The organism is Mixta mediterraneensis, from assembly GCF_014946725.1.
GTDB classification, from domain to species: Bacteria; Pseudomonadota; Gammaproteobacteria; order Enterobacterales; family Enterobacteriaceae; genus Pantoea; species Pantoea mediterraneensis.
Genome location: NZ_JACFXY010000001.1, coordinates 83100 through 100947, shown reverse-complemented (window position 1 = coordinate 100947; position 17848 = coordinate 83100). Strand labels below are relative to the sequence as shown.

Here is a 17848-nt window from a genome sequence, read left to right as displayed (position 1 = left end):
TACATGTCATTAATCAGTATTCACGGTGCCTGGCTCTCCTTCAGCGATGCTCCGCTGTTAGATAACACCGAACTGCACATCGAAGAAAATGAGCGCGTTTGTCTGGTTGGCCGTAACGGAGCCGGTAAATCCACCCTGATGAAAATCATCAATGGCGAACAGCCGCTGGATGATGGCCGCATCATTTATGAAACCGATCTGGTGGTTTCACGCCTGCAACAGGATCCACCACGCAATATTGCCGGTTCAGTGTACGATTTCGTCGCCGAAGGGGTGGAGGAGCAGGCTGAACACCTGAAGGCCTATCACGCCATTTCTCATGTGGTGATGGAAGACCCTAGCGAAAAAAACCTGAATGAGATGGCGCGTCTGCAATCCATTCTCGACCATCAAAATTTGTGGCAGCTGGAAAGTCGTATTACCGACGTGTTGCAGCAGATTGGCCTGGAACCCGACACCGAGCTATCGTCGCTGTCGGGCGGCTGGCTGCGTAAAGCTGCACTGGGACGCGCGCTGGTCAGTAACCCTCGTGTTTTATTGCTGGATGAACCAACGAACCACCTTGATATTGAAACCATCGACTGGCTGGAAACTTTCCTGAAAACCTTTACCGGCAGTATCGTGTTTATTTCTCACGATCGCTCTTTTATCCGCAATATGGCGACGCGTATTGTCGATCTTGATCGCGGCAAGCTGGTTTCCTGGCCGGGTAATTACGACCAGTATCTGGAAGGTAAAGAAGAAGCGCTGCGGGTCGAAGAGATGCAGAACGCTGAATTTGATCGCAAGCTGGCGCAGGAAGAAGTGTGGATCCGCCAGGGCATCAAAGCGCGTCGCACGCGTAATGAAGGTCGCGTACGTGCGTTAAAAGCATTACGCCGGGAGCGCTCAGAACGCCGCGAAGTGATGGGCAAAGCCAACATGCAGGTTGGTGAAGCCTCGCGTTCTGGCAAAATCGTTTTCGAAATGGAAAACGTTGATTACGCGGTGAACGGTAAAGTGCTGGTGAAGAATTTCATTTCACAGGTGCAGCGCGGCGATAAGATCGCCCTAATAGGCCCAAATGGCTGCGGTAAAACCACGCTGCTGCGCCTGATGTTGCAGCAGCTGAAAGCTGACAGCGGATGCGTGCATTCCGGCACCAAACTGGAAGTCGCTTACTTCGATCAGCACCGGGCAGAACTTGATCCCGATCGTACCGTGATGGATAACCTGGCTGAAGGTAAGCAGGAGGTGCTGGTGAACGGCAAGCCGCGCCATGTGCTGGGTTATTTGCAGGATTTCCTGTTCCATCCGAAACGCGCCATGACGCCAGTGCGTGCGCTGTCGGGCGGGGAGCGAAATCGCTTGCTGCTGGCGCGTTTGTTCCTGCGGCCAAGCAATCTGATGATTCTGGATGAACCGACCAACGACCTGGACGTAGAAACGCTGGAACTGCTGGAAGAGCTGATCGATGGTTATCAGGGGACGGTTTTGCTGGTAAGCCACGATCGTCAGTTTGTCGATAATACGGTTACGGAATGCTGGATCTTTGAGGGTAATGGCGAAATCGGTACTTTTGTTGGCGGTTATCACGATGCGCAGCAGCAGCGCGCGGCTTACAAACAGCAGAAAATGAGCACGGCAGCTAAACCTTCCGATACTGCGGCCAAACCGCTGGCAGAAAAAAATGTTTCTGCCAAACGCAACGTGAGCAAACTAAGTTATAACCTGACACGGGAACTTGAACAGCTGCCGCAAAAGCTCGAACAGCTGGAAGGGCGTATCGGTGAATTGCAGGCAAAAATGAGCCATCCAGATTTCTTCAGTCAGCCGCATGATAAAACCCAGCCGGTTTTAGATGAGCTGGCACAAACGGAACAGGAACTGGAAACCGCGTTTACTCGCTGGGAAGAGCTTGAGTCACTGAAAAACGGTGGGTAATCAAAAGGGATAAAGGATGTGTTCAGCAGAGAAAACGGGCGCGTGGATGTTGTGCCCGCAATGCGATTTGATGGTCAGGTTGCCGGATATTCCCGTTGGCAGCCGGGCATCCTGTCCGCGTTGCCACACTACCTTAACGGCTAACTGGTACGAACCGCGTAAGCGTCCCACCGGATATGCGCTGGCAGCCCTGTTCATGTTGCTGCTGGCTAATCTTTTTCCTTTTATCACCATGAAAGTGGCCGGGATCAGCAGCCAGATCACCCTGATGCAAATTCCACAGGTCATGGTTTCTGAGGATTACAGCAGTCTTGCCACTCTGTTTTTACTGTTTGTGCAGGGCATTCCTGCCTTTTGTATGTTAACCATCATCCTGTTGGTAAACCCCGCCAAAATGCCAACCGGGCTGCTACGGATTTTGGCGCGGGTTCTGTTCCAGCTGCGTAGCTGGGGCATGGCTGAAATTTTTATGGCTGGCGTATTGGTCAGTTTCGTCAAGCTAATGGCATATGGTGACATTGGATTACAAACAAGTTTCTGGCCGTGGTGCCTGTTTTGTCTGCTGCAATTGCGGGCATTTCAATGTGTTGACCGCCGCTGGGTGTGGCAGCAAATCGCGCCCATGCCCGCGTTGCGACATCCGCCTGAAGTTGGCGTCAGTGGTTTGCATCAGGGGTATCGTTCTTGCCCTTGCTGCACTGCAATCTTACCTGTTGAACAACATCAATGCTCACGCTGTGGCGTCAGTGCAAATGCGCGCCGCAGGCACAGCCTGCAATGGACGCTGGCACTGCTGCTTACATCAGTGATGTTGTATGTTCCTGCTAATCTGATGCCGATTATGGTCACCGAAACGCTCGGCAATGCTTACCCTTCCAATATTATGGCGGGGGTAATTTTGTTATGGAGCGATGGATCTTATCCGGTTGCGCTGGTGATTTTCATCGCCAGCATTATGGTGCCCACGCTAAAGATGCTGGCCATTGGCTGGTTATGCTGGGATGCCAGCGGACGTGGACGGCGCGATAGCCATAAAATGCATCTGATTTATGAAGTCGTCGAATTTGTGGGCCGTTGGTCAATGATCGACGTGTTTGTGATTGCCGTGCTTTCATCGCTGGTGCGCATGGGACAATTAATGAAAGTGTATCCGGCATGGGGAGCGGTATTGTTTGCAATGGTGGTCATTTTGACCATGATTGCCGCAATGGCCTTTGACCCTCGTCTGATCTGGGATCGTGTAAGTGAAAACAAATTGAAGGAGCCGCGTCTTGACGGAAACTAATCACGGCCATGCAAAAGTGGAACAGATTAAGCGCTGGTCGCCAGTCTGGATTATCCCCATCGTTACGCTATTAATTGGCGGATGGATTTTGTTTTATCACTTCAGTCATCAGGGCCCGGAAGTCACGCTGATTACCGAGAATGCAGAAGGCATTGAAGCGGGCAAAACCACCATTAAAAGCCGTAGCGTTGATGTCGGCGTGGTGGAAAGCGCGGTTCTGACTGATGACTTGCATCATGTTGAGATCAAGGCGCGGTTAAATGCCGGTATGGAAAAGCTGTTGCACGGCGACAGTGTTTTCTGGGTGGTAAAGCCGCAGATCGGTCGTGAAGGCATTACTGGCTTAGGAACTTTACTTTCCGGGGCGTATATCGAACTGCAGCCCGGCAGCAAAAATGAGCAACCAGAGCAATATCAGCTGCTGGATGCGCCACCACTTGCGCCGCCTGATGCCAAAGGCATTCGTATTATTCTCGACAGCAAAAAAGCCGGGCAGCTTAATCCAGGCGATCCGGTGCTGTTCCGCGGTTATCGCGTAGGGACAGTAGAAACCAGCACTTTCGATACGGATAAGCGCATGATGACGTATCAGCTGTTTATCGGTGCCCCTTACGATCGTCTTGTGACGACCAATGTGCGCTTCTGGAAAGACAGCGGAATTGCGGTCGATATGTCAGCTTCGGGGATGCGTGTAGAAATGGGGTCATTGACCACGCTATTCAGTGGTGGCGTCAGTTTTGACGTACCAGATGGCAGGGATTTAGGTAAAGCCGCCGCGAACAAAGCGGATTATCACCTGTTTGACGATCAACGCAGCATCCAGGATTCGCTATATAACGATCATATCGATTACCTGATGTTCTTCAGCGATTCAATTCGTGGCCTGCAGGCGGGGGCGCCGGTTGAGTTTCGTGGTATTCGCCTCGGTACGGTTTCTGAAGTGCCGTTTATGAAGGTGGGAGTCGATCAGGCGCTAAACAACGATTACCGCGTTCCCGTGTTAATTCGTATCGAACCGGATCGCTTTATCAATCGTCTGGGCGAAAACTTCAATCTTGAACAGCATCTTCAGGATGGTAAGAAACGTGGCCTGCGCGCAACGCTGAAAACCGGCAATCTGTTATCCGGTTCACTGTACGTTGATCTCGATTTCTACGATAACGCACCAGCTTATAAAGGTCCGGATAAGGTTCTGGGCTATGAAATTATTCCAACTGTGAGCGGTGGTTTAAGTCAGATCCAACAGAAACTGATGGCGGCACTGGACAAAATCAATGGGTTACCGCTGGACAACATGATTTCGCAGGCGACCGGGACGCTCAAAGAGAGCCAGAGCACCCTACGAGATCTGCAGCATACCATTGATAATATCAACAACCTCACCGGCAGCCCGGCCATGAAAAACTTGCCTGCGGATATGCAGCAAACTTTGCGTGAGCTGAATCGCAGCATGAAAGGGCTACAGCCGGGATCGCCCGCGTACAGCAAGCTGGTGGGTGATATGCAACGCCTGGATCAGGTTTTGCGCGAACTTCAGCCGGTACTGAAAACGCTGAATACGAAGAGTAACGCGTTGGTGTTTGAAGCCAAACCGGGACAAGATCCCCAGCCAAAGAGGGCGAAACAGTGAAAAAAGGGTTAATGCTTTTTGCCGCGCTCGCGCTGAGTGCGTGCAGTAGCACCATTGATACGACCTATTATCAGCTGCCTTCCGGGGCAGCTTCAATGCAGGTAAGCAGCAGCGGTCAGGCGACAGCACAACCGACCTTATGGGTGCAGCAGGTAACGGTGCCGGATTACCTAGCCGGGAATGGTCTGGTGTATCAAACCAGTGATGTGAAATATGTTATCGCCGCGAACAACCTTTGGGCCAGCCCGCTTGATCAGCAGCTGCAGCAAACGTTGATTACTAATCTCAGCAAGGCGTTACCGGGAAGGCTGGTTTCAGGATCTCCGCTCGGCGCGCAACATGACACGCTGAACGTGACGGTGACCGGTTTTCAGGGCCGCTATGATGGTCATGCTGTGATTAGCGGTGAGTGGACGCTGGAACATCAAGGAAAATTAACGAAACGCGCGTTTAATCTTATCCTGCCACAAACGGAAGACGGCTATGACACACTGGTGAGAACGCTAGCTGTAGGCTGGCAACAAACTGCACAGCAAATCGCGAATAGTGTGGTGACATTAAATTAGGATTAGTACGACTGATAAGCTAAGCCCTTGATTAATCATGTTGTTAGCGTGGTGATGGTTAAGGGCTTTTCATAGACGAATCAGCAGGATAGAGGAATTAACTGCATCACAAAATCGGAAATTTTTGTCTGATTAAGGTCACATTTATAACATTGGCGTGAATATTGCGCATTGATCTTTCTCTTCAGAGAGGTTAGAACATTAAAGTGGTTGAACATTAATTCGCCACCTTTTTCTTTCCACCAGATTCCACAGACCTGATATGAGGGACACGGAGTATGAAGAGACAGAAACGAGACCGCCTTGAGCGCGCCCATTCACGAGGTTACCAGGCAGGCATTACAGGACGCTCAAAAGAGATTTGTCCGTACCAAATGATCGACGCTAAGTCTCACTGGTTGGGAGGTTGGCGACAAGCCATGGAGGACAGGTCGGCAGCAGTTGCTTAGCCGGAATGTCATAGAAAAAGGAAAGAACCTCCGCTGAGCGCGGAGGTTTTCGTTTCTGCGTCTTAGAAAGCAGCAGTATCTTTGAAAAGACCGACTTTCAGATCGCTGGCAGAGTAGATCAGATTACCATCGACAAATACTTCGCCATCCGCTACGCCCATAACCAGTTTACGGTTAATCACACGCTTGAAGTGGATACGGTAAGTCACTTTTTTCGCTTCCGGCAGTACCTGGCCGGTGAATTTTACTTCACCCACGCCCAGCGCCCGGCCTTTACCTTCGCCGCCCAACCAACCCAGATAGAAACCAACAAGCTGCCACATAGCATCAAGGCCCAGACAGCCTGGCATGACGGGATCGCCAATAAAGTGGCAGCCAAAGAACCATAAGTCGGGATTAATATCCAGCTCGGCTTCAACAAAACCTTTATTAAATTTCCCGCCGTCTTCGGTCATTTTGACCACGCGGTCCATCATCAGCATGTTACCTGATGGGAGCGGTGGGCCATTTTCGCCAAACAATTCACCGCGACCAGATAAAATCAGGTCTTCTTTGGTATAGGATTCGCGTTTATCTACCATGTTTTCAATAAGCCTTGTTTTAGTGAATCACGAATGTTAGCGAACAGTTGTACGCTGAGCAAATCGGATTAGCGGTGGTTAAACCAGTTGAGCCAACGTAGCGGCCACGGACGCTGCACGGTGTCCTGCTGTTGGTTCAGTTGGCTGATACGTTCCTGGATAGTGTGCAGCAGACAATCACCTTCGCTATCTGCGCTGTTCCAGTCTTTACCGGTCAATAAAGGCAACGCCTCATCGGCACGATCAATTGCCCAGATATGAAAACGGCCTTGTTCAACCGCACTGACCACTTCCTGATTCAGGCAAAGGTGGCGCACATTACAGGCAGGGATAATCACGCCTTGCTGGCCGGTCAGTTCACGCTGATGGCAAATATCAAAAAAGCCTTCAATTTTTTCATTTAAGCCGCCAACCGGCTGGACATTACCGAACTGATCGACTGATCCAGTCACTGCAATTTGTTGATTAACCGGCTGATTAGCCAGTGCGCTGATTAATGCGCAAAGCTCGGCTAAAGAAGCGCTGTCACCATCAACTTCTGCATAAGATTGCTCAAACACCAGCGATGCGGAGAAAGGCAACTGTTGCTCAAGCTCCAGTTCAGCAATCAAATACGCCTGCATAATCATCATGCCTTTGGCATGAATATTACCGCCAAGCTCAGCTTTACGCTCGACATCGGTAAACTCGCCATCGCCAGGATGCACCACGCAGGTAATACGCGAAGGATCGCCCCATGCGCGTGGATGACTAGGATATTCCACTACCGACAGGCCATTAATCTGACCTACAACTTCACCTTCGGTTTCAATTAAAATCTGCTTAAGCAGAATTTCATCACGCATCCGCTCGTTAAGGTAATTTTCACGCCATAAACGTGCATCAAGCGCCTCACGTAACGTCTCAGCATTGACACTTTTGCCCATCAGAGAGGATTCACGAATCTGTCGCAGCAACCAGCGCGGGCAAAGCGGTAATGTTTCCTGATCACCGCTGTAGCGCACACCTTCTTTGATTAATTCCGGCCAAAAGTCAGCTTCCGGCAGGGGAAGGTTGGCTTGCCCTGCCAAATCGCCAGCCCAGCGACACCATGCCAGCATGTCGTTTTCATCCAGCACCTGTATGTTTTCTTCAAATTCAGTGTAGATGGCCATTTCATGCGCTTCAGGATCCAGCTCCTGAAATTCTGCCAGAGCTTCACGATCGCCACACAGGACCAGCTTTAACTGTAATGGAAGCGGCGGAATGGAAACGGGAAGCGGGCGACGTTCGTCCGGAGAAATCCAGTCGACAAAGCCTTGTCCAATACATTTTTTCAAGCGTAACCACAGTAGCGGCTGAGCGAGGAAAGAACGTAGCGACAGAATAAGGGTGCCGCCATTGGCACGATGAATCAGACCGGGTTCGAGCTGAATACGTTCTTTATGTGTGCGGACGCAGCCAAACAACGGCTCCATTTCAATCCATTCAGCAAAATGTATTCCGCCCTGGCTGGTAAACGGACGCTCTGCATTAGACGGCGGTTGCAAAGTGACGTTATCCGCGATGATATGGTAATCACCGCCAGATAAAGTGGGCGAGGCGCCAACGAAGCGTTGAGCGGATTGCGCGATAAGCGAAAGGTAGTCGCGATTTTCCTGGCTGCGAATTAACAACAGCGGAAAACCTTGTGATTGATGATGTAAATGCGCCAGTGCATTAAGCAGTCGCGGCTGAACGGATGCCAGCGAATCGGTTTTTTCGTCAGCAATTCGGGAGAAAACGGATTGGTATTGCGAGCTATCCGGCTGTAAGTATTGCCACGTAAGTTGAGTGCTGGTCAAAATAATCGCATTTCATCTGATTTAAGAAAAGCGCGATTATACAGGAAACACCCTCGTTTATCACGGCGGAGTTCCAATCGGAGATGTGACACCGGCAACATGTTTTTCGTTGCTACATCGGGGAAAAAAGCTGTTATTCTTAGTTCGTTACGTGATCACGATGAGATTCCGATGAAATACCAGCAACTCGAAAATCTTGAATGTGGATGGAAGTGGAAATACCTGGTGAAAAAACATCGGGAAGGTGAACTGATCACGCGTCACCTTGAGCTAAGCGCTGCCCAGGCTGCGGTGGATTTGCTATTGTCGATGGAAAATAATCCCACAGAGGTGAGTGACTGGATTGCCAACCATATTCACCCCGATCTGGACAATCGCCTTAAACAAACCATTCGCGCGAGGCGCAAGCGCCACTTCAATGCCGAGCATCAGCATACCCGCAAAAAATCTATCGATTTAGAATATCTGGTCTGGCAGCGACTGGCTGGTCTGGCACAACGAAGGAACAGTACGTTGTCAGAGACAATTGTGCAGTTAATCGAAGATGCGGAACGTAAAGAGAAGTATGCCACGCAGATGTCGAGTCTTAAGCAGGATCTGCAAGCGATTTTAGGCAAATCAGGAACGGAGAGTGACTGATTTTTTGCTACGTGCAGCATAATGCTGAGAAGTTTTGACAACGGTTACTGAAAAACAGGCATAAAAAACCCCGCCAGAGCGGGGTTTTTCTTACGTAATAACTTAAGCCTGAGGCTGAGTAACTACGTCTTTGATGCCTTTAACGTCGATTTCAACACGACGATCTGGGCCCAGGCAGTCGATCAGGGCATTGCGGCCTTTCACGCTATCACAAGTGTTGCCGGTAACTGGGTTAGATTCGCCCATGCCACGTGCAGAGATCTTGTTAGATGGGATACCTTTTGATACCAGGTAATCTACCACTGATTGAGCACGTTTCTCAGACAATTTCTGGTTGTACTGGTCTGAACCGATGCGGTCAGTGAAGCCCAGAACAACAACAGAGCCATCTTTAGGATCCATTGAGCTCAGCTGGCTGTACAGCTGATCCAGAGCCTGTTGGCCTTCTGGTTTCAGGGTAGATTTGTTGAAGGTGAACAGAACGTCAGACTTCAGAGTGAAACGCTTAGTTTCAACAACCGGTGCTGGCGCTGGCGCTGGCGCTGGTGCCGGAGCGGCTTCATCCTGACCGAAGCGGTAAGAAACACCTACGCTCAGCATGCTGTTATCAGGACGTGTACCAACGGTAGCGGCGTCACCGATGTTGTTAACCCACTGGTAGTCCAGTCGGGTCGCCCAGTTTTTGGTCAGAGCGTATTCAACACCCACTGCTGCCAACGGAGAAACACCGGTGTCGTGGTCGCTGATACGGCCATAGGTTGGATTAGACTGTGTGGAATCCGCACGCCATACAATGCCACCCAGACGGGTATAAATGTCCAGGTCGTCAGTAATTGGGTAGCTCAGTTTAGCAGCCAGCTGGATGCCTTGTGCTTTGAATGCGCCGTTAGTTACAGTGCCTTTGTTTGGCATGCGACCCAGCCAGTCATAGCCCAGTTCAAAGCCCAGGTATGGGTTTGCCTGGTAACCAAGGAATGCGCCAGCACCCAATTGGCTTTCATGAGTTGGACCGTTGTTGTTCTCGTAACCGTTACCGTAGTAACCAGTATCGTGATACTGAGACCAGCCCAGTTTAGCACCGGTGTACCAGGTGTTATCTTTCGGAGCGGCCTGCGCTACGGTAGCGAAGCCAGCCAGTGCCACTGCAATTGCGATAGCTGTCTTTTTCATTTTGCGCCTCGTTATCATCCAAATAGGCAATGAGCAAAAAGGTTGCTCTTGGTTTAATCCTTCGCCGGGTCAAAACGCTCGCTTATGACTCTACCGAAAAAACGGAGGTTATTGAGCACCCTGGCGAGATAAAGTCTACAACGAGATTGGAAACTTACAAGTATGATGTGATGCGCTACTGTAAAAAAACAGCGGTTTATACACAAATTCTAACAATTGACATGGCCTTCTCGCCATAGCAGAAAAGGTAAAAAAGCTGCTAAGCCCTTGTCAATACAGGAAGGAAGATAATCAGTGAGTTAGCGCTGAACAAGAAGAAAATTATCCTGAGATAAATCCCATTTTTACTTAATGAAACAAATCCGACTGAATTTTTGGCGGGTTTTGTGGTCGGAGTGGCGCTTCTGCTGAATTACCGGAGCGCAAAATCAGGCCCAGCGCTTCACCTTCTGCTGCTGCCCGTTCAAGCTCACGCCGCTCTTCCTCATCCAGTTCATAGGGAATCCACGCCAGTACGACACTATAATTCCCCGTCCGTAAAGCTTTTATCATGGTTTCTACGGTATTAAAGCGATCAGAATCAGCAATATGCATACTCTTTTCCAGGGGCAGTCCTGACTGTTGTAACCAGGCGCGATTTAGCTTATGCGCAGGTGTTAACCACAACTGCCAGCGAGATTGCTGACTCAGTTGCTGTAGCAACGGCAACAACAACATCTGCATCATACCTGGCTGTTCACTATAGCGTAATTCAGTAATCCAGCCGCTGTTATAAGTTGGCATGGATGAGGACGTATAACGGTGAGTCAGGCGCGCATTGTTCGTATATTGTGTTCGCATAAGTTAATCACTCAACAGGGTGCTGTATGGATATACAGTAATGTTATCCTGGATGAAGATCAACCCAAATTTCTGAAAATACCTCGCAAAATCGACAGAAGTTCCGGTCAGAATGCATTTATTCATTGAACCTGTTACGTCTTTTTCTTATCTTCTAAATGGCTGAATAAAAAGGTGTTTAAGTTATTTCCTGTACAGGGAGGTGGTACAATGAAGAAAGCACATCAGGTAGTTGAACGCTCCAGAGAATGTTTAGCGTCGTTAGGAAAAATCGAGTCACGAACGCAATTCGGGGGTTACGCTTTAGCTGTAGAGCAGGTCGTTTTCGCTTTGATAAACGAAGACGAACTCTATCTGCGCGCCAGTGAGGCACTGCGTGAGTACGTCGTTAAATGTCCGCTGGAGACGCTCGTTTTCCGTAAACGCGGTATACCGGTAAATCTTAACTATTTCAAAGTTGATGAGGCGCTTTGGTGCAACGCTGAACGTCTGATCGCGCTCTCGGCATCTTCGCTGCAGACTGCCCAGTCTGAATTACAATCCAGGCATACCTCGGTGCGATTAAAAGATCTGCCCAATCTCAGCCTTCGGATGGAGATGATGTTACGAGAGGTGGGGATCTGCACTGTTAAGCATTTATGTGAGACGGGTGCCAAACAATGCTGGCTTAAACTTAAAGCTATCAACCAGCACGTTGGGCTTAATACTTTACTGGCGTTACAGGGCGCCATATCGGGTCACCATCACGCCGCCTTACCCCAGGCAGTAAAGGCGGAACTGAGTGAGTGGTATCAGAACACCGTTAAGCACACGCTGAACACAGAGAGTTCCGGACATTAATTCATCGCCAGCGTGCGACGCAGGCGCGCAATATCGGGTAATAGCGCAACCAGCAATCCCAACTGTTGCAATACCAGCGGCGCACGCGTATTAGGATCGGCAGACAATTCATTGATTCGTTGCGCGAGCGAAAAACGCATTTCTTCTGCCTGAATGTCGCTTACGGTGTCTATCTGTAAAACATCCTCAACATAGCAAACCGTGTCATCCAGCAAAGTGAGAAGCCCTGATTCGGTGATCTTGTCACGATGTGCACCGAGCGCTGAAATATAGCTCAGAAAAGAGTGGTTCAGGCAAAGCAACTGGAAGGCGGATTCACGCAGCTTATGGTTAGGTCGCGTCTCGCTGCTTATATTTGAAACCACCGATGCCAATTCTGCATCGGCATTATGCGCATCGCGACGGGCAATGCGGTAAGCCAGTCGATTGTCTTTTCCCTGGTGATACTGTTCCATAATGGCATCAAGGTAGCGGCAATTAGCATTCAGGGTACGCTCAGCGACCCGCGGTAGCTGACGGAAACGCCAGTCGGGCCAGATAAATGCCACGGCAAACCATGCTAAAGCGCATCCCAGCAATGTATCCACCACGCGAGGCAAGGCAACGTCGAACCCTTCGCCCAGCAGGTTGAAGCATAATAACACCAGTAAGGTGATGAATAGCGTGGCCTGCGCATATTGTACCTGGCGAAAAGCGAAAAAAAGTACGCCGCTCAGCACGATCAGGATTAACTGTCCTTCTACCGACGGCACCAGCCATAAAACCGGCAAGCCAATAGCAATACCCGCCAGCGTTCCGCCAATACGTAACGCCAGACGCCGCTGAGTCGCGTTGTAATTGGGTTGGCAGACAAACAGACTGGTGAGCAAAATCCAGTAACCGCGTTCCACGCCGGTAACCTGGATAAAGGCGTAACCGATACAAAGTACCACTGACATTCGCACCGCATGGCGAAACAGAGCAGAAGTGGGTGATAGGTGACGACTGATCCGCAGACGAATATCGCTCCAACCATTCAGCCCTTCCCGCGAAAGCAAATTATCGCTGTGCTGTGGATCGTCGGCAGCCAGTGCCTGCTCGGATTCAATTGACGCTAATTGTGCATCAATCGCCTGTAAGTTGCGTAACAACCAATATAAGGCGCGAATATGCGCCGCTTCCGGTTCGCGCTGAGCCAGCCTTTCTATCGCTTTATGCAGGCGATCAAACGCACGCTCAAACCGGCCGTCATGTTCCCAGCGTTCCCGCATTAGAACGCACTGAGCCAGCTGGCGGCAAGCTTGCGCCTGCATATTTAACAGACGCTGAAAGCGAAACAGAATTTCATTGTAACGCCAGTCACCGCGCAATAAGTGATATTGCAAGTGTGATGAGCTGACGCGCTCATGAATATCTTGCGCCACGAAATAATAGTGCAAACTCCGTCGCGTACCGCGAGAACCCCGATCGCCGCGTAAACGGCTTTGCAAGGTCGTTTTGGTCAGATTAAGCTGCGCCACCAGTTGGCTGTTCACCATAGCGGTATTAATTAATGAGGCGTCACTCTCTTCATTGCCATCCGGGTCAAACAAATTGGCTTTGGCTTCCAGGTAACGCGCAAGCTGAGAATAGCTGCCTGCCAGTTGTTCTTGTACCGGCCGCACTGGAAACATCAAATGACCCAGCAAAGTCAAGAAGTTGTACCAGAGTGCGCCCATCAACAGCAGCATTGGTTGCATATACCATTGTGAAAACAGGCCGATGCCCAGCATGGTATAAACAGCAATTAACAGTGCGCCGAAAGCAATGGTGGCGTAACGTTGACCCAATGCACCCAGCAGGATAAATCCCCAGCTGGAAAGCGCCAGACCGACAATGAAAGCCACAGGATGAGGGAAGAGCAACTCCACGGAAACAGAGGCAATACAAAAGTATAACAGTGTGATGAGCAAATTTTTCAGACGTCCGGTCAGACGATCGTCTAAATCGGCCAAAGCTGCTGCGACCACGCCCAGGGTGAGCGGAATCGTCCATTCGATTTGACTCAGCCACCACGGCACTGCAGCACAGCCTGCCAGGGCAAAGAAGATGCGCAACAGATAGCGCCAGGTGCTGTTAAATAAATATTGCCGCCATCCCGGCAATGATTTTGACATCATATTAATAGCGACGACGGGCATTGGTTTCGCGAGCAATGCGCGCTTCTTCAACCGAAACCACACGGCGTCCAACCGGCCATAATGCGATAGCGGCAATCTTAAAGTTAGCAATACCAACCGGGATGCCGATAACCGTCAGACATTGAACGATGCCTGCTGAGATATGCGCCAGACACAACCACCAGCCAAAAAAGATCAGCCATAAAATATTCAGTAAAGTTCCACCCGCGTTCATCACGTGGCTTCTTTCATCGGGACGCAACACATCGATATGCACCGCTTCATTACCAAAAGGCAGCAGTGACAATTTGGTAATTTCCCAACAGGAGCGTGTCAGCGGCAGCGTAAAGATCAGTACGATGGTGATCAGCGTGGCAAAAAGCCAACTCAGGGTGGTGAAAAAACCACCTAAAACGAAATTGAGAATGTTTAAAACGGTACGCATAACAATCTTTTCCTTTTGCATTCCGCAAGCTGTGCCGCCAAGTTTAGCCTGTTTTAAGGCTGGAGCGCCAAGGGTCTGACAGGTAAACTCCGCATAATCCTATTCTTAGTCGTTAGTGTGGACGTGGAACTGAAAGCAACATCCATGGGCAAGCGACTTGCTCAACATCCTTATAATCGGGTTCGTTTGCTGGCGGCGGGTGTAGAAGTTAGCGGGGACAGGCATGAATATCTGATCCCGTTTAACCAGCTGCTCGCTATTACCTGCAAACGCGGGCTGGTTTGGGGCGAACTGGAATTTTTATTAGCTGAAAACAAAGTTGTGCGGCTGCACGGCACTGAATGGCAGGAAACACAGCGTTTTCACCATTATCTTCTGCAATCATGGCAAAGCTGGAGCCATGAAATGAGCGAAGTTTGCCGCGAGGTGCTTTGCTCGTTACGTGAAGAAATTAGCCACTTCGGCGATCAGGACCGCTGGATAAAGCGCAGCGAACTGCAGATGCTAAAGAGCAAAATCACCACACAGTTTGATGCATTGCCGTTGCCGCTGTCACGCCTTAACGAATTTGATACGACCCGCGCAGACTGGTCCTTCTGCCAGCGTTGGCTGGAGCAGGGCGAAGCAGCGCTGCAACAGCGTAATCGCGACTGGACGGCAAAAACGCTGGAACGCTATCAGGATTTCTTCTCAACCATCGAAACGACTCCCCTTAATCCTTCTCAATGCGAAGCCGTTGTGAATGGCGAAGAGGCGTTATTAGTTCTGGCTGGGGCAGGTAGCGGTAAAACCTCCGTACTGGTTGCTCGTGCCGGGTGGCTATTGCAACGTAAATTATCTGCGCCGGAGCAAATTTTGCTCTTAGCCTTTGGGCGTCAGGCCGCTGAAGAGATGAACGATCGTATCCAGTCCCGACTGGGTGACGGCGATATTCAGGCGCGAACCTTTCACTCGTTAGCGTTACACATTATCCGCCAGGGCAGCAATAAACAGCCTGTTATCAGCAAGCTGGAGATTGATGCCAGCGCACGCCGCGAGTGGCTGATTAGCCATTGGCGTCAGCAGTGTGATGAGAAAAAAGCGCAGGCCAACGGCTGGCGACAATGGTTGCGTGATGAACTGAAATGGGAAGTTCCCGACGGTGCTTTTTGGCAGGATGATGCACTGGCAAAAAGGCTGGCATCGCGCTTAGAGCGCTGGCTGGGATTAATGCGCATGCATGGCGGTGCGCAGGCTGCGATGATCGCAGACGTCCATGAAGAAGTCCGTGACCTGTTTAGTAAACGCGTTAAATTAATGGCCCCGCTGTTAAAAGCCTGGAAAACCGCGTTAAAAGAAGAGGGAGCCGTCGATTTTTCCGGTTTGATTCATCAGGCAATTTCAATTCTGGAAAAGGGACGGTTTATCAGTCCCTGGAAGCATATTTTGGTGGATGAATTTCAGGATATTTCACCGCAGCGTGCGGCTTTATTAACGGCGCTACGTCAGCAGAATAAACGTACCACGCTGTTTGCGGTGGGCGATGACTGGCAAGCTATCTATCGTTTTAGTGGTGCTGAGATGAGTCTGACAACGGCATTTCATCACTATTTCGGTGAAGGCGATCGTTGCGTGCTGGATACCACTTATCGCTTCAACGATCGTATTGGTGACATCGCTAACCGTTTCGTTCAGCAAAACCCGCATCAGTTGCGTAAGCCGCTCAACAGTCTGACCAAAGGGAATAAAAAATCCATCTCATTATTGCCGCAAGAACAGCTTGAGCCGTTACTGAATAAATTAAGCGGCTACGCCAGGCCGGATGAGCGTGTACTGCTGTTGGCGCGGTATCACTATTTACTTCCGGAAGTGCTGGAGAAGGCCAAAACGAAGTGGCCAAAGCTGAAACTCGATTTCATGACGATTCACGCCAGCAAAGGTCAGCAAGCCGATTACGTCATTTTATTAGGATTACAACAGGGGAAAGAGGGTTTCCCGGCTGAGGCGCGTGAATCCATTATCGAGCAGGGTTTATTGCCGCAACCGGAAGCTTTCCCCGATGCAGAAGAGCGGCGTTTGGCTTATGTGGCGCTGACGCGTGCGCGTCAGCAGGTGTTTCTGATGTACGACAAACAGCAGCCTTCGGTTTTCGTCGATCACTTCCGTGAACTTGGCGTGCCGGTGTTACGCAAAGCCTGAGTTATTTCAGGCGATCGGCCAGGTAACGTTGATAATCTGGAATTTGAATCTCTATGGCCTGGGCAAACAGCGGTGACTGAATAATAAAGTCCGCTGTTGCCCGATTAGTTGCGACAGGAATATTCCAGACCGTGGCGAGGCGCAATAATGCCTTTACATCGGGATCATGCGGGACGGCATTTAGCGGATCCCAAAAGAAAATCAACGCATCAATTTTTCCTTCGGCGATCATCGCGCCCACTTGCTGATCGCCGCCCATCGGGCCGCTCAGCATGGCATGAACGCTAAGTCCGGTATGCAGATTAATGAGGTTTCCCGTCGTCCCGGTAGCATAAAGTTCATGAGTTTCTAATACGGGCTGGTTTTGCTTTACCCATTCAAGCAGCGAGGCTTTGCAATGGTCATGGGCAACCAATGCGATATGTTTTTTTACGCCAAGGGTACGAACAGTTTGCTCCATAAAGCCTTCCTGGTAATGTCACGTGCGCAAGATGTGTTGCCCGAGTTTACTCCCTGGCATTCTTGTCTATCAACTTGTACGTAACATTTTGACCAGATTGAGAAATTGTTGGCGCGTGTATTCATCAAAACGCTGGAACCAACGTTTAAATGAAGGCAGCTCAGGCTGATCGACCCAGGCGAGATCGGCGGTGGGTTGACCGGGCAGTGTTGTAGCAGCGGTTTCGGCAAATTGCGGAACGGAAGCGATTTGGTCGTCGCGATTGTATTTCAGCATCGCTTTTTCCAGATCCACGCCAGCATTAGTGGGCAGACGATCGCGCAAGCTAATAATTTCTTTGCCGTGTTCATCAATGAGTTGAAAGTTAAGTGTGCGATCAAAATGGTAGCGCGCGCGTTTGTTGTCCAGCGCAGGCAAACGGATAGTGATAGTTTTAACTGCAGCGCTGAACGTAACAATCATTGGCGTCGATTGATAGCGTAACGATGTATTCTGGTGATTATCACCCGGCTGCTCGACGCGAAACAGAAACTGATGCTGGCCTCGGTCAAGCTCTAAGCTGTCGGCCCCTTTAAGTAGCGAACCCGAAATTTTGCGGCCATCAAGGACCAAAAGCGCGATCTGCGGATCAAGCTTTAAGGTAATGGCAGAACAGGACGCTGTAACGAGGAAAGTGATCAACCCCGTAACAGTCAACGTCAGTTTCATTTCAACTCCAGGCAATAAGGCGCAAGGGAATAGGTGTAGCAAATTCTTACATTATGGCATTAAATTTACATTTAAACATATTTATTCGTGCGTCAGCTCTGAGAATTTGCGCCGTCCTTTACCCTGACCTTACCCGGTCCAGCTACAATTTAGCTTGTCGCTAAAAGGAGGAA

Annotated in this window: 15 protein-coding genes and 1 pseudogene; 8 read left to right on the top strand and 8 right to left on the bottom strand. The window is 50.1% G+C overall.

Features of this window, described 5'->3' with window-relative positions; genetic code table 11:
• The first annotated feature begins 3 nt into the window (after positions 1-3).
• The 5 genes from H2P46_RS00585 (at position 4) to rmf (ending at position 5853) form a co-directional block, all read left to right on the top strand.
• Entirely contained in the window at positions 4-1923 is a 1920-nt protein-coding gene (locus H2P46_RS00585; protein WP_193403280.1) for an ABC transporter ATP-binding protein, read from the top strand.
• Between the two features lie 16 nt (positions 1924-1939).
• Positions 1940-3208: a membrane integrity-associated transporter subunit PqiA gene (gene pqiA, locus H2P46_RS00580; protein WP_193403279.1), complete on the top strand. Its 1269-nt coding sequence runs from the start codon at positions 1940-1942 to the stop codon at positions 3206-3208.
• On the top strand, positions 3195-4838 hold the full coding sequence (pqiB, locus tag H2P46_RS00575) for an intermembrane transport protein PqiB (RefSeq protein WP_193403278.1): 1644 nt from the start codon (positions 3195-3197) through the stop codon (positions 4836-4838). Before pqiA ends, pqiB begins: the two co-directional genes overlap by 14 nt.
• Positions 4835-5404: a membrane integrity-associated transporter subunit PqiC gene (gene pqiC, locus H2P46_RS00570; protein ID WP_193403277.1), complete on the top strand. Its 570-nt coding sequence runs from the start codon at positions 4835-4837 to the stop codon at positions 5402-5404. Before pqiB ends, pqiC begins: the two co-directional genes overlap by 4 nt.
• Positions 5405-5682: 278 nt before the next feature.
• Positions 5683-5853, top strand: a complete 171-nt coding sequence (gene rmf / locus H2P46_RS00565; protein WP_193403276.1) for a ribosome modulation factor — start codon at positions 5683-5685, stop codon at positions 5851-5853.
• A gap of 62 nt (positions 5854-5915) precedes the next feature.
• On the opposite strand, the gene fabA is transcribed toward rmf, so the two are convergent.
• Both fabA and H2P46_RS00555 read right to left on the bottom strand, forming a co-directional pair.
• Entirely contained in the window at positions 5916-6434 is a 519-nt protein-coding gene (gene fabA, locus H2P46_RS00560; RefSeq protein WP_193403275.1) for a bifunctional 3-hydroxydecanoyl-ACP dehydratase/trans-2-decenoyl-ACP isomerase, read from the bottom strand.
• A 68-nt stretch (positions 6435-6502) separates the two neighbouring features.
• Positions 6503-8321 (bottom strand): annotated as a pseudogene (locus tag H2P46_RS00555) (AAA family ATPase).
• 107 nt (positions 8322-8428) lie between these two features.
• On the opposite strand from H2P46_RS00555, the gene matP reads away from it, so the two are divergent.
• Positions 8429-8896, top strand: coding sequence for a macrodomain Ter protein MatP (matP, locus tag H2P46_RS00550; RefSeq protein ID WP_193403273.1), 468 nt, complete (start codon positions 8429-8431; stop codon positions 8894-8896).
• A 102-nt stretch (positions 8897-8998) separates the two neighbouring features.
• Here matP and ompA read toward each other — a convergent pair whose 3' ends face one another.
• Both ompA and sulA read right to left on the bottom strand, forming a co-directional pair.
• A complete protein-coding gene (ompA, locus tag H2P46_RS00545; protein WP_193403272.1) occupies positions 8999-10066 on the bottom strand; it encodes a porin OmpA in 1068 nt (355 codons plus the stop codon).
• 348 nt (positions 10067-10414) lie between these two features.
• Positions 10415-10906, bottom strand: coding sequence for an SOS-induced cell division inhibitor SulA (gene sulA / locus H2P46_RS00540; protein ID WP_193403271.1), 492 nt, complete (start codon positions 10904-10906; stop codon positions 10415-10417).
• A 210-nt stretch (positions 10907-11116) separates the two neighbouring features.
• Between sulA and H2P46_RS00535 the strand changes: the two genes are divergently transcribed.
• Positions 11117-11746: a TfoX/Sxy family DNA transformation protein gene (locus H2P46_RS00535; RefSeq protein ID WP_193403270.1), complete on the top strand. Its 630-nt coding sequence runs from the start codon at positions 11117-11119 to the stop codon at positions 11744-11746.
• Here the strand turns inward: H2P46_RS00535 and yccS are convergent.
• Together yccS and H2P46_RS00525 are read right to left on the bottom strand one after the other, a co-directional pair.
• Positions 11743-13884 carry a YccS family putative transporter gene (gene yccS / locus H2P46_RS00530; protein ID WP_420846527.1) on the bottom strand — a complete coding sequence of 714 codons (2142 nt, stop codon included), beginning with the start codon at positions 13882-13884 and terminating at the stop codon, positions 11743-11745. The two genes, H2P46_RS00535 and yccS, sit on opposite strands and share 4 nt — an antisense overlap.
• 1 nt (position 13885) lies before the next feature.
• Positions 13886-14329 (bottom strand): YccF domain-containing protein, encoded by a 444-nt coding sequence (locus H2P46_RS00525; protein WP_193403269.1) that lies wholly within the window; start codon positions 14327-14329, stop codon positions 13886-13888.
• Between the two features lie 123 nt (positions 14330-14452).
• Here H2P46_RS00525 and helD point away from each other — a divergent pair, with 123 nt between their 5' ends.
• The gene (gene helD, locus H2P46_RS00520) at positions 14453-16507 is read left to right on the top strand and encodes a DNA helicase IV (protein WP_193403268.1); all 2055 of its coding nucleotides are present in this window, start codon (positions 14453-14455) and stop codon (positions 16505-16507) included.
• A 1-nt stretch (position 16508) separates the two neighbouring features.
• Here the strand turns inward: helD and H2P46_RS00515 are convergent, their stop codons facing one another.
• Both H2P46_RS00515 and H2P46_RS00510 read right to left on the bottom strand, forming a co-directional pair.
• On the bottom strand, positions 16509-16967 hold the full coding sequence (locus H2P46_RS00515; RefSeq protein ID WP_193403267.1) for a methylglyoxal synthase: 459 nt from the start codon (positions 16965-16967) through the stop codon (positions 16509-16511).
• Between the two features lie 69 nt (positions 16968-17036).
• Complete coding sequence (locus H2P46_RS00510) at positions 17037-17675, bottom strand: YccT family protein (RefSeq protein ID WP_193403266.1); 639 nt, start codon at positions 17673-17675, stop codon at positions 17037-17039.
• Positions 17676-17848 lie beyond the last annotated feature (173 nt).

Excerpts from the sequence above, each read along its gene's own strand:
- matP (WP_193403273.1), top strand. The coding sequence starts at position 8,429 with ATGAAATACCAGCAACTCGAAAATCTTGAATGTGGATGGAAGTGGAAA.
- fabA (WP_193403275.1), bottom strand. The coding sequence starts at position 6,434 with ATGGTAGATAAACGCGAATCCTATACCAAAGAAGACCTGATTTTATCT.
- ompA (WP_193403272.1), bottom strand. The coding sequence starts at position 10,066 with ATGAAAAAGACAGCTATCGCAATTGCAGTGGCACTGGCTGGCTTCGCT.
- rmf (WP_193403276.1), top strand. The coding sequence starts at position 5,683 with ATGAAGAGACAGAAACGAGACCGCCTTGAGCGCGCCCATTCACGAGGT.
- yccS (WP_420846527.1), bottom strand. The coding sequence starts at position 13,884 with ATGATGTCAAAATCATTGCCGGGATGGCGGCAATATTTATTTAACAGC.
- H2P46_RS00525 (WP_193403269.1), bottom strand. The coding sequence starts at position 14,329 with ATGCGTACCGTTTTAAACATTCTCAATTTCGTTTTAGGTGGTTTTTTC.
- H2P46_RS00515 (WP_193403267.1), bottom strand. The coding sequence starts at position 16,967 with ATGGAGCAAACTGTTCGTACCCTTGGCGTAAAAAAACATATCGCATTG.
- H2P46_RS00510 (WP_193403266.1), bottom strand. The coding sequence starts at position 17,675 with ATGAAACTGACGTTGACTGTTACGGGGTTGATCACTTTCCTCGTTACA.
- H2P46_RS00535 (WP_193403270.1), top strand. The coding sequence starts at position 11,117 with ATGAAGAAAGCACATCAGGTAGTTGAACGCTCCAGAGAATGTTTAGCG.
- sulA (WP_193403271.1), bottom strand. The coding sequence starts at position 10,906 with ATGCGAACACAATATACGAACAATGCGCGCCTGACTCACCGTTATACG.
- H2P46_RS00585 (WP_193403280.1), top strand. The coding sequence starts at position 4 with ATGTCATTAATCAGTATTCACGGTGCCTGGCTCTCCTTCAGCGATGCT.
- pqiA (WP_193403279.1), top strand. The coding sequence starts at position 1,940 with ATGTGTTCAGCAGAGAAAACGGGCGCGTGGATGTTGTGCCCGCAATGC.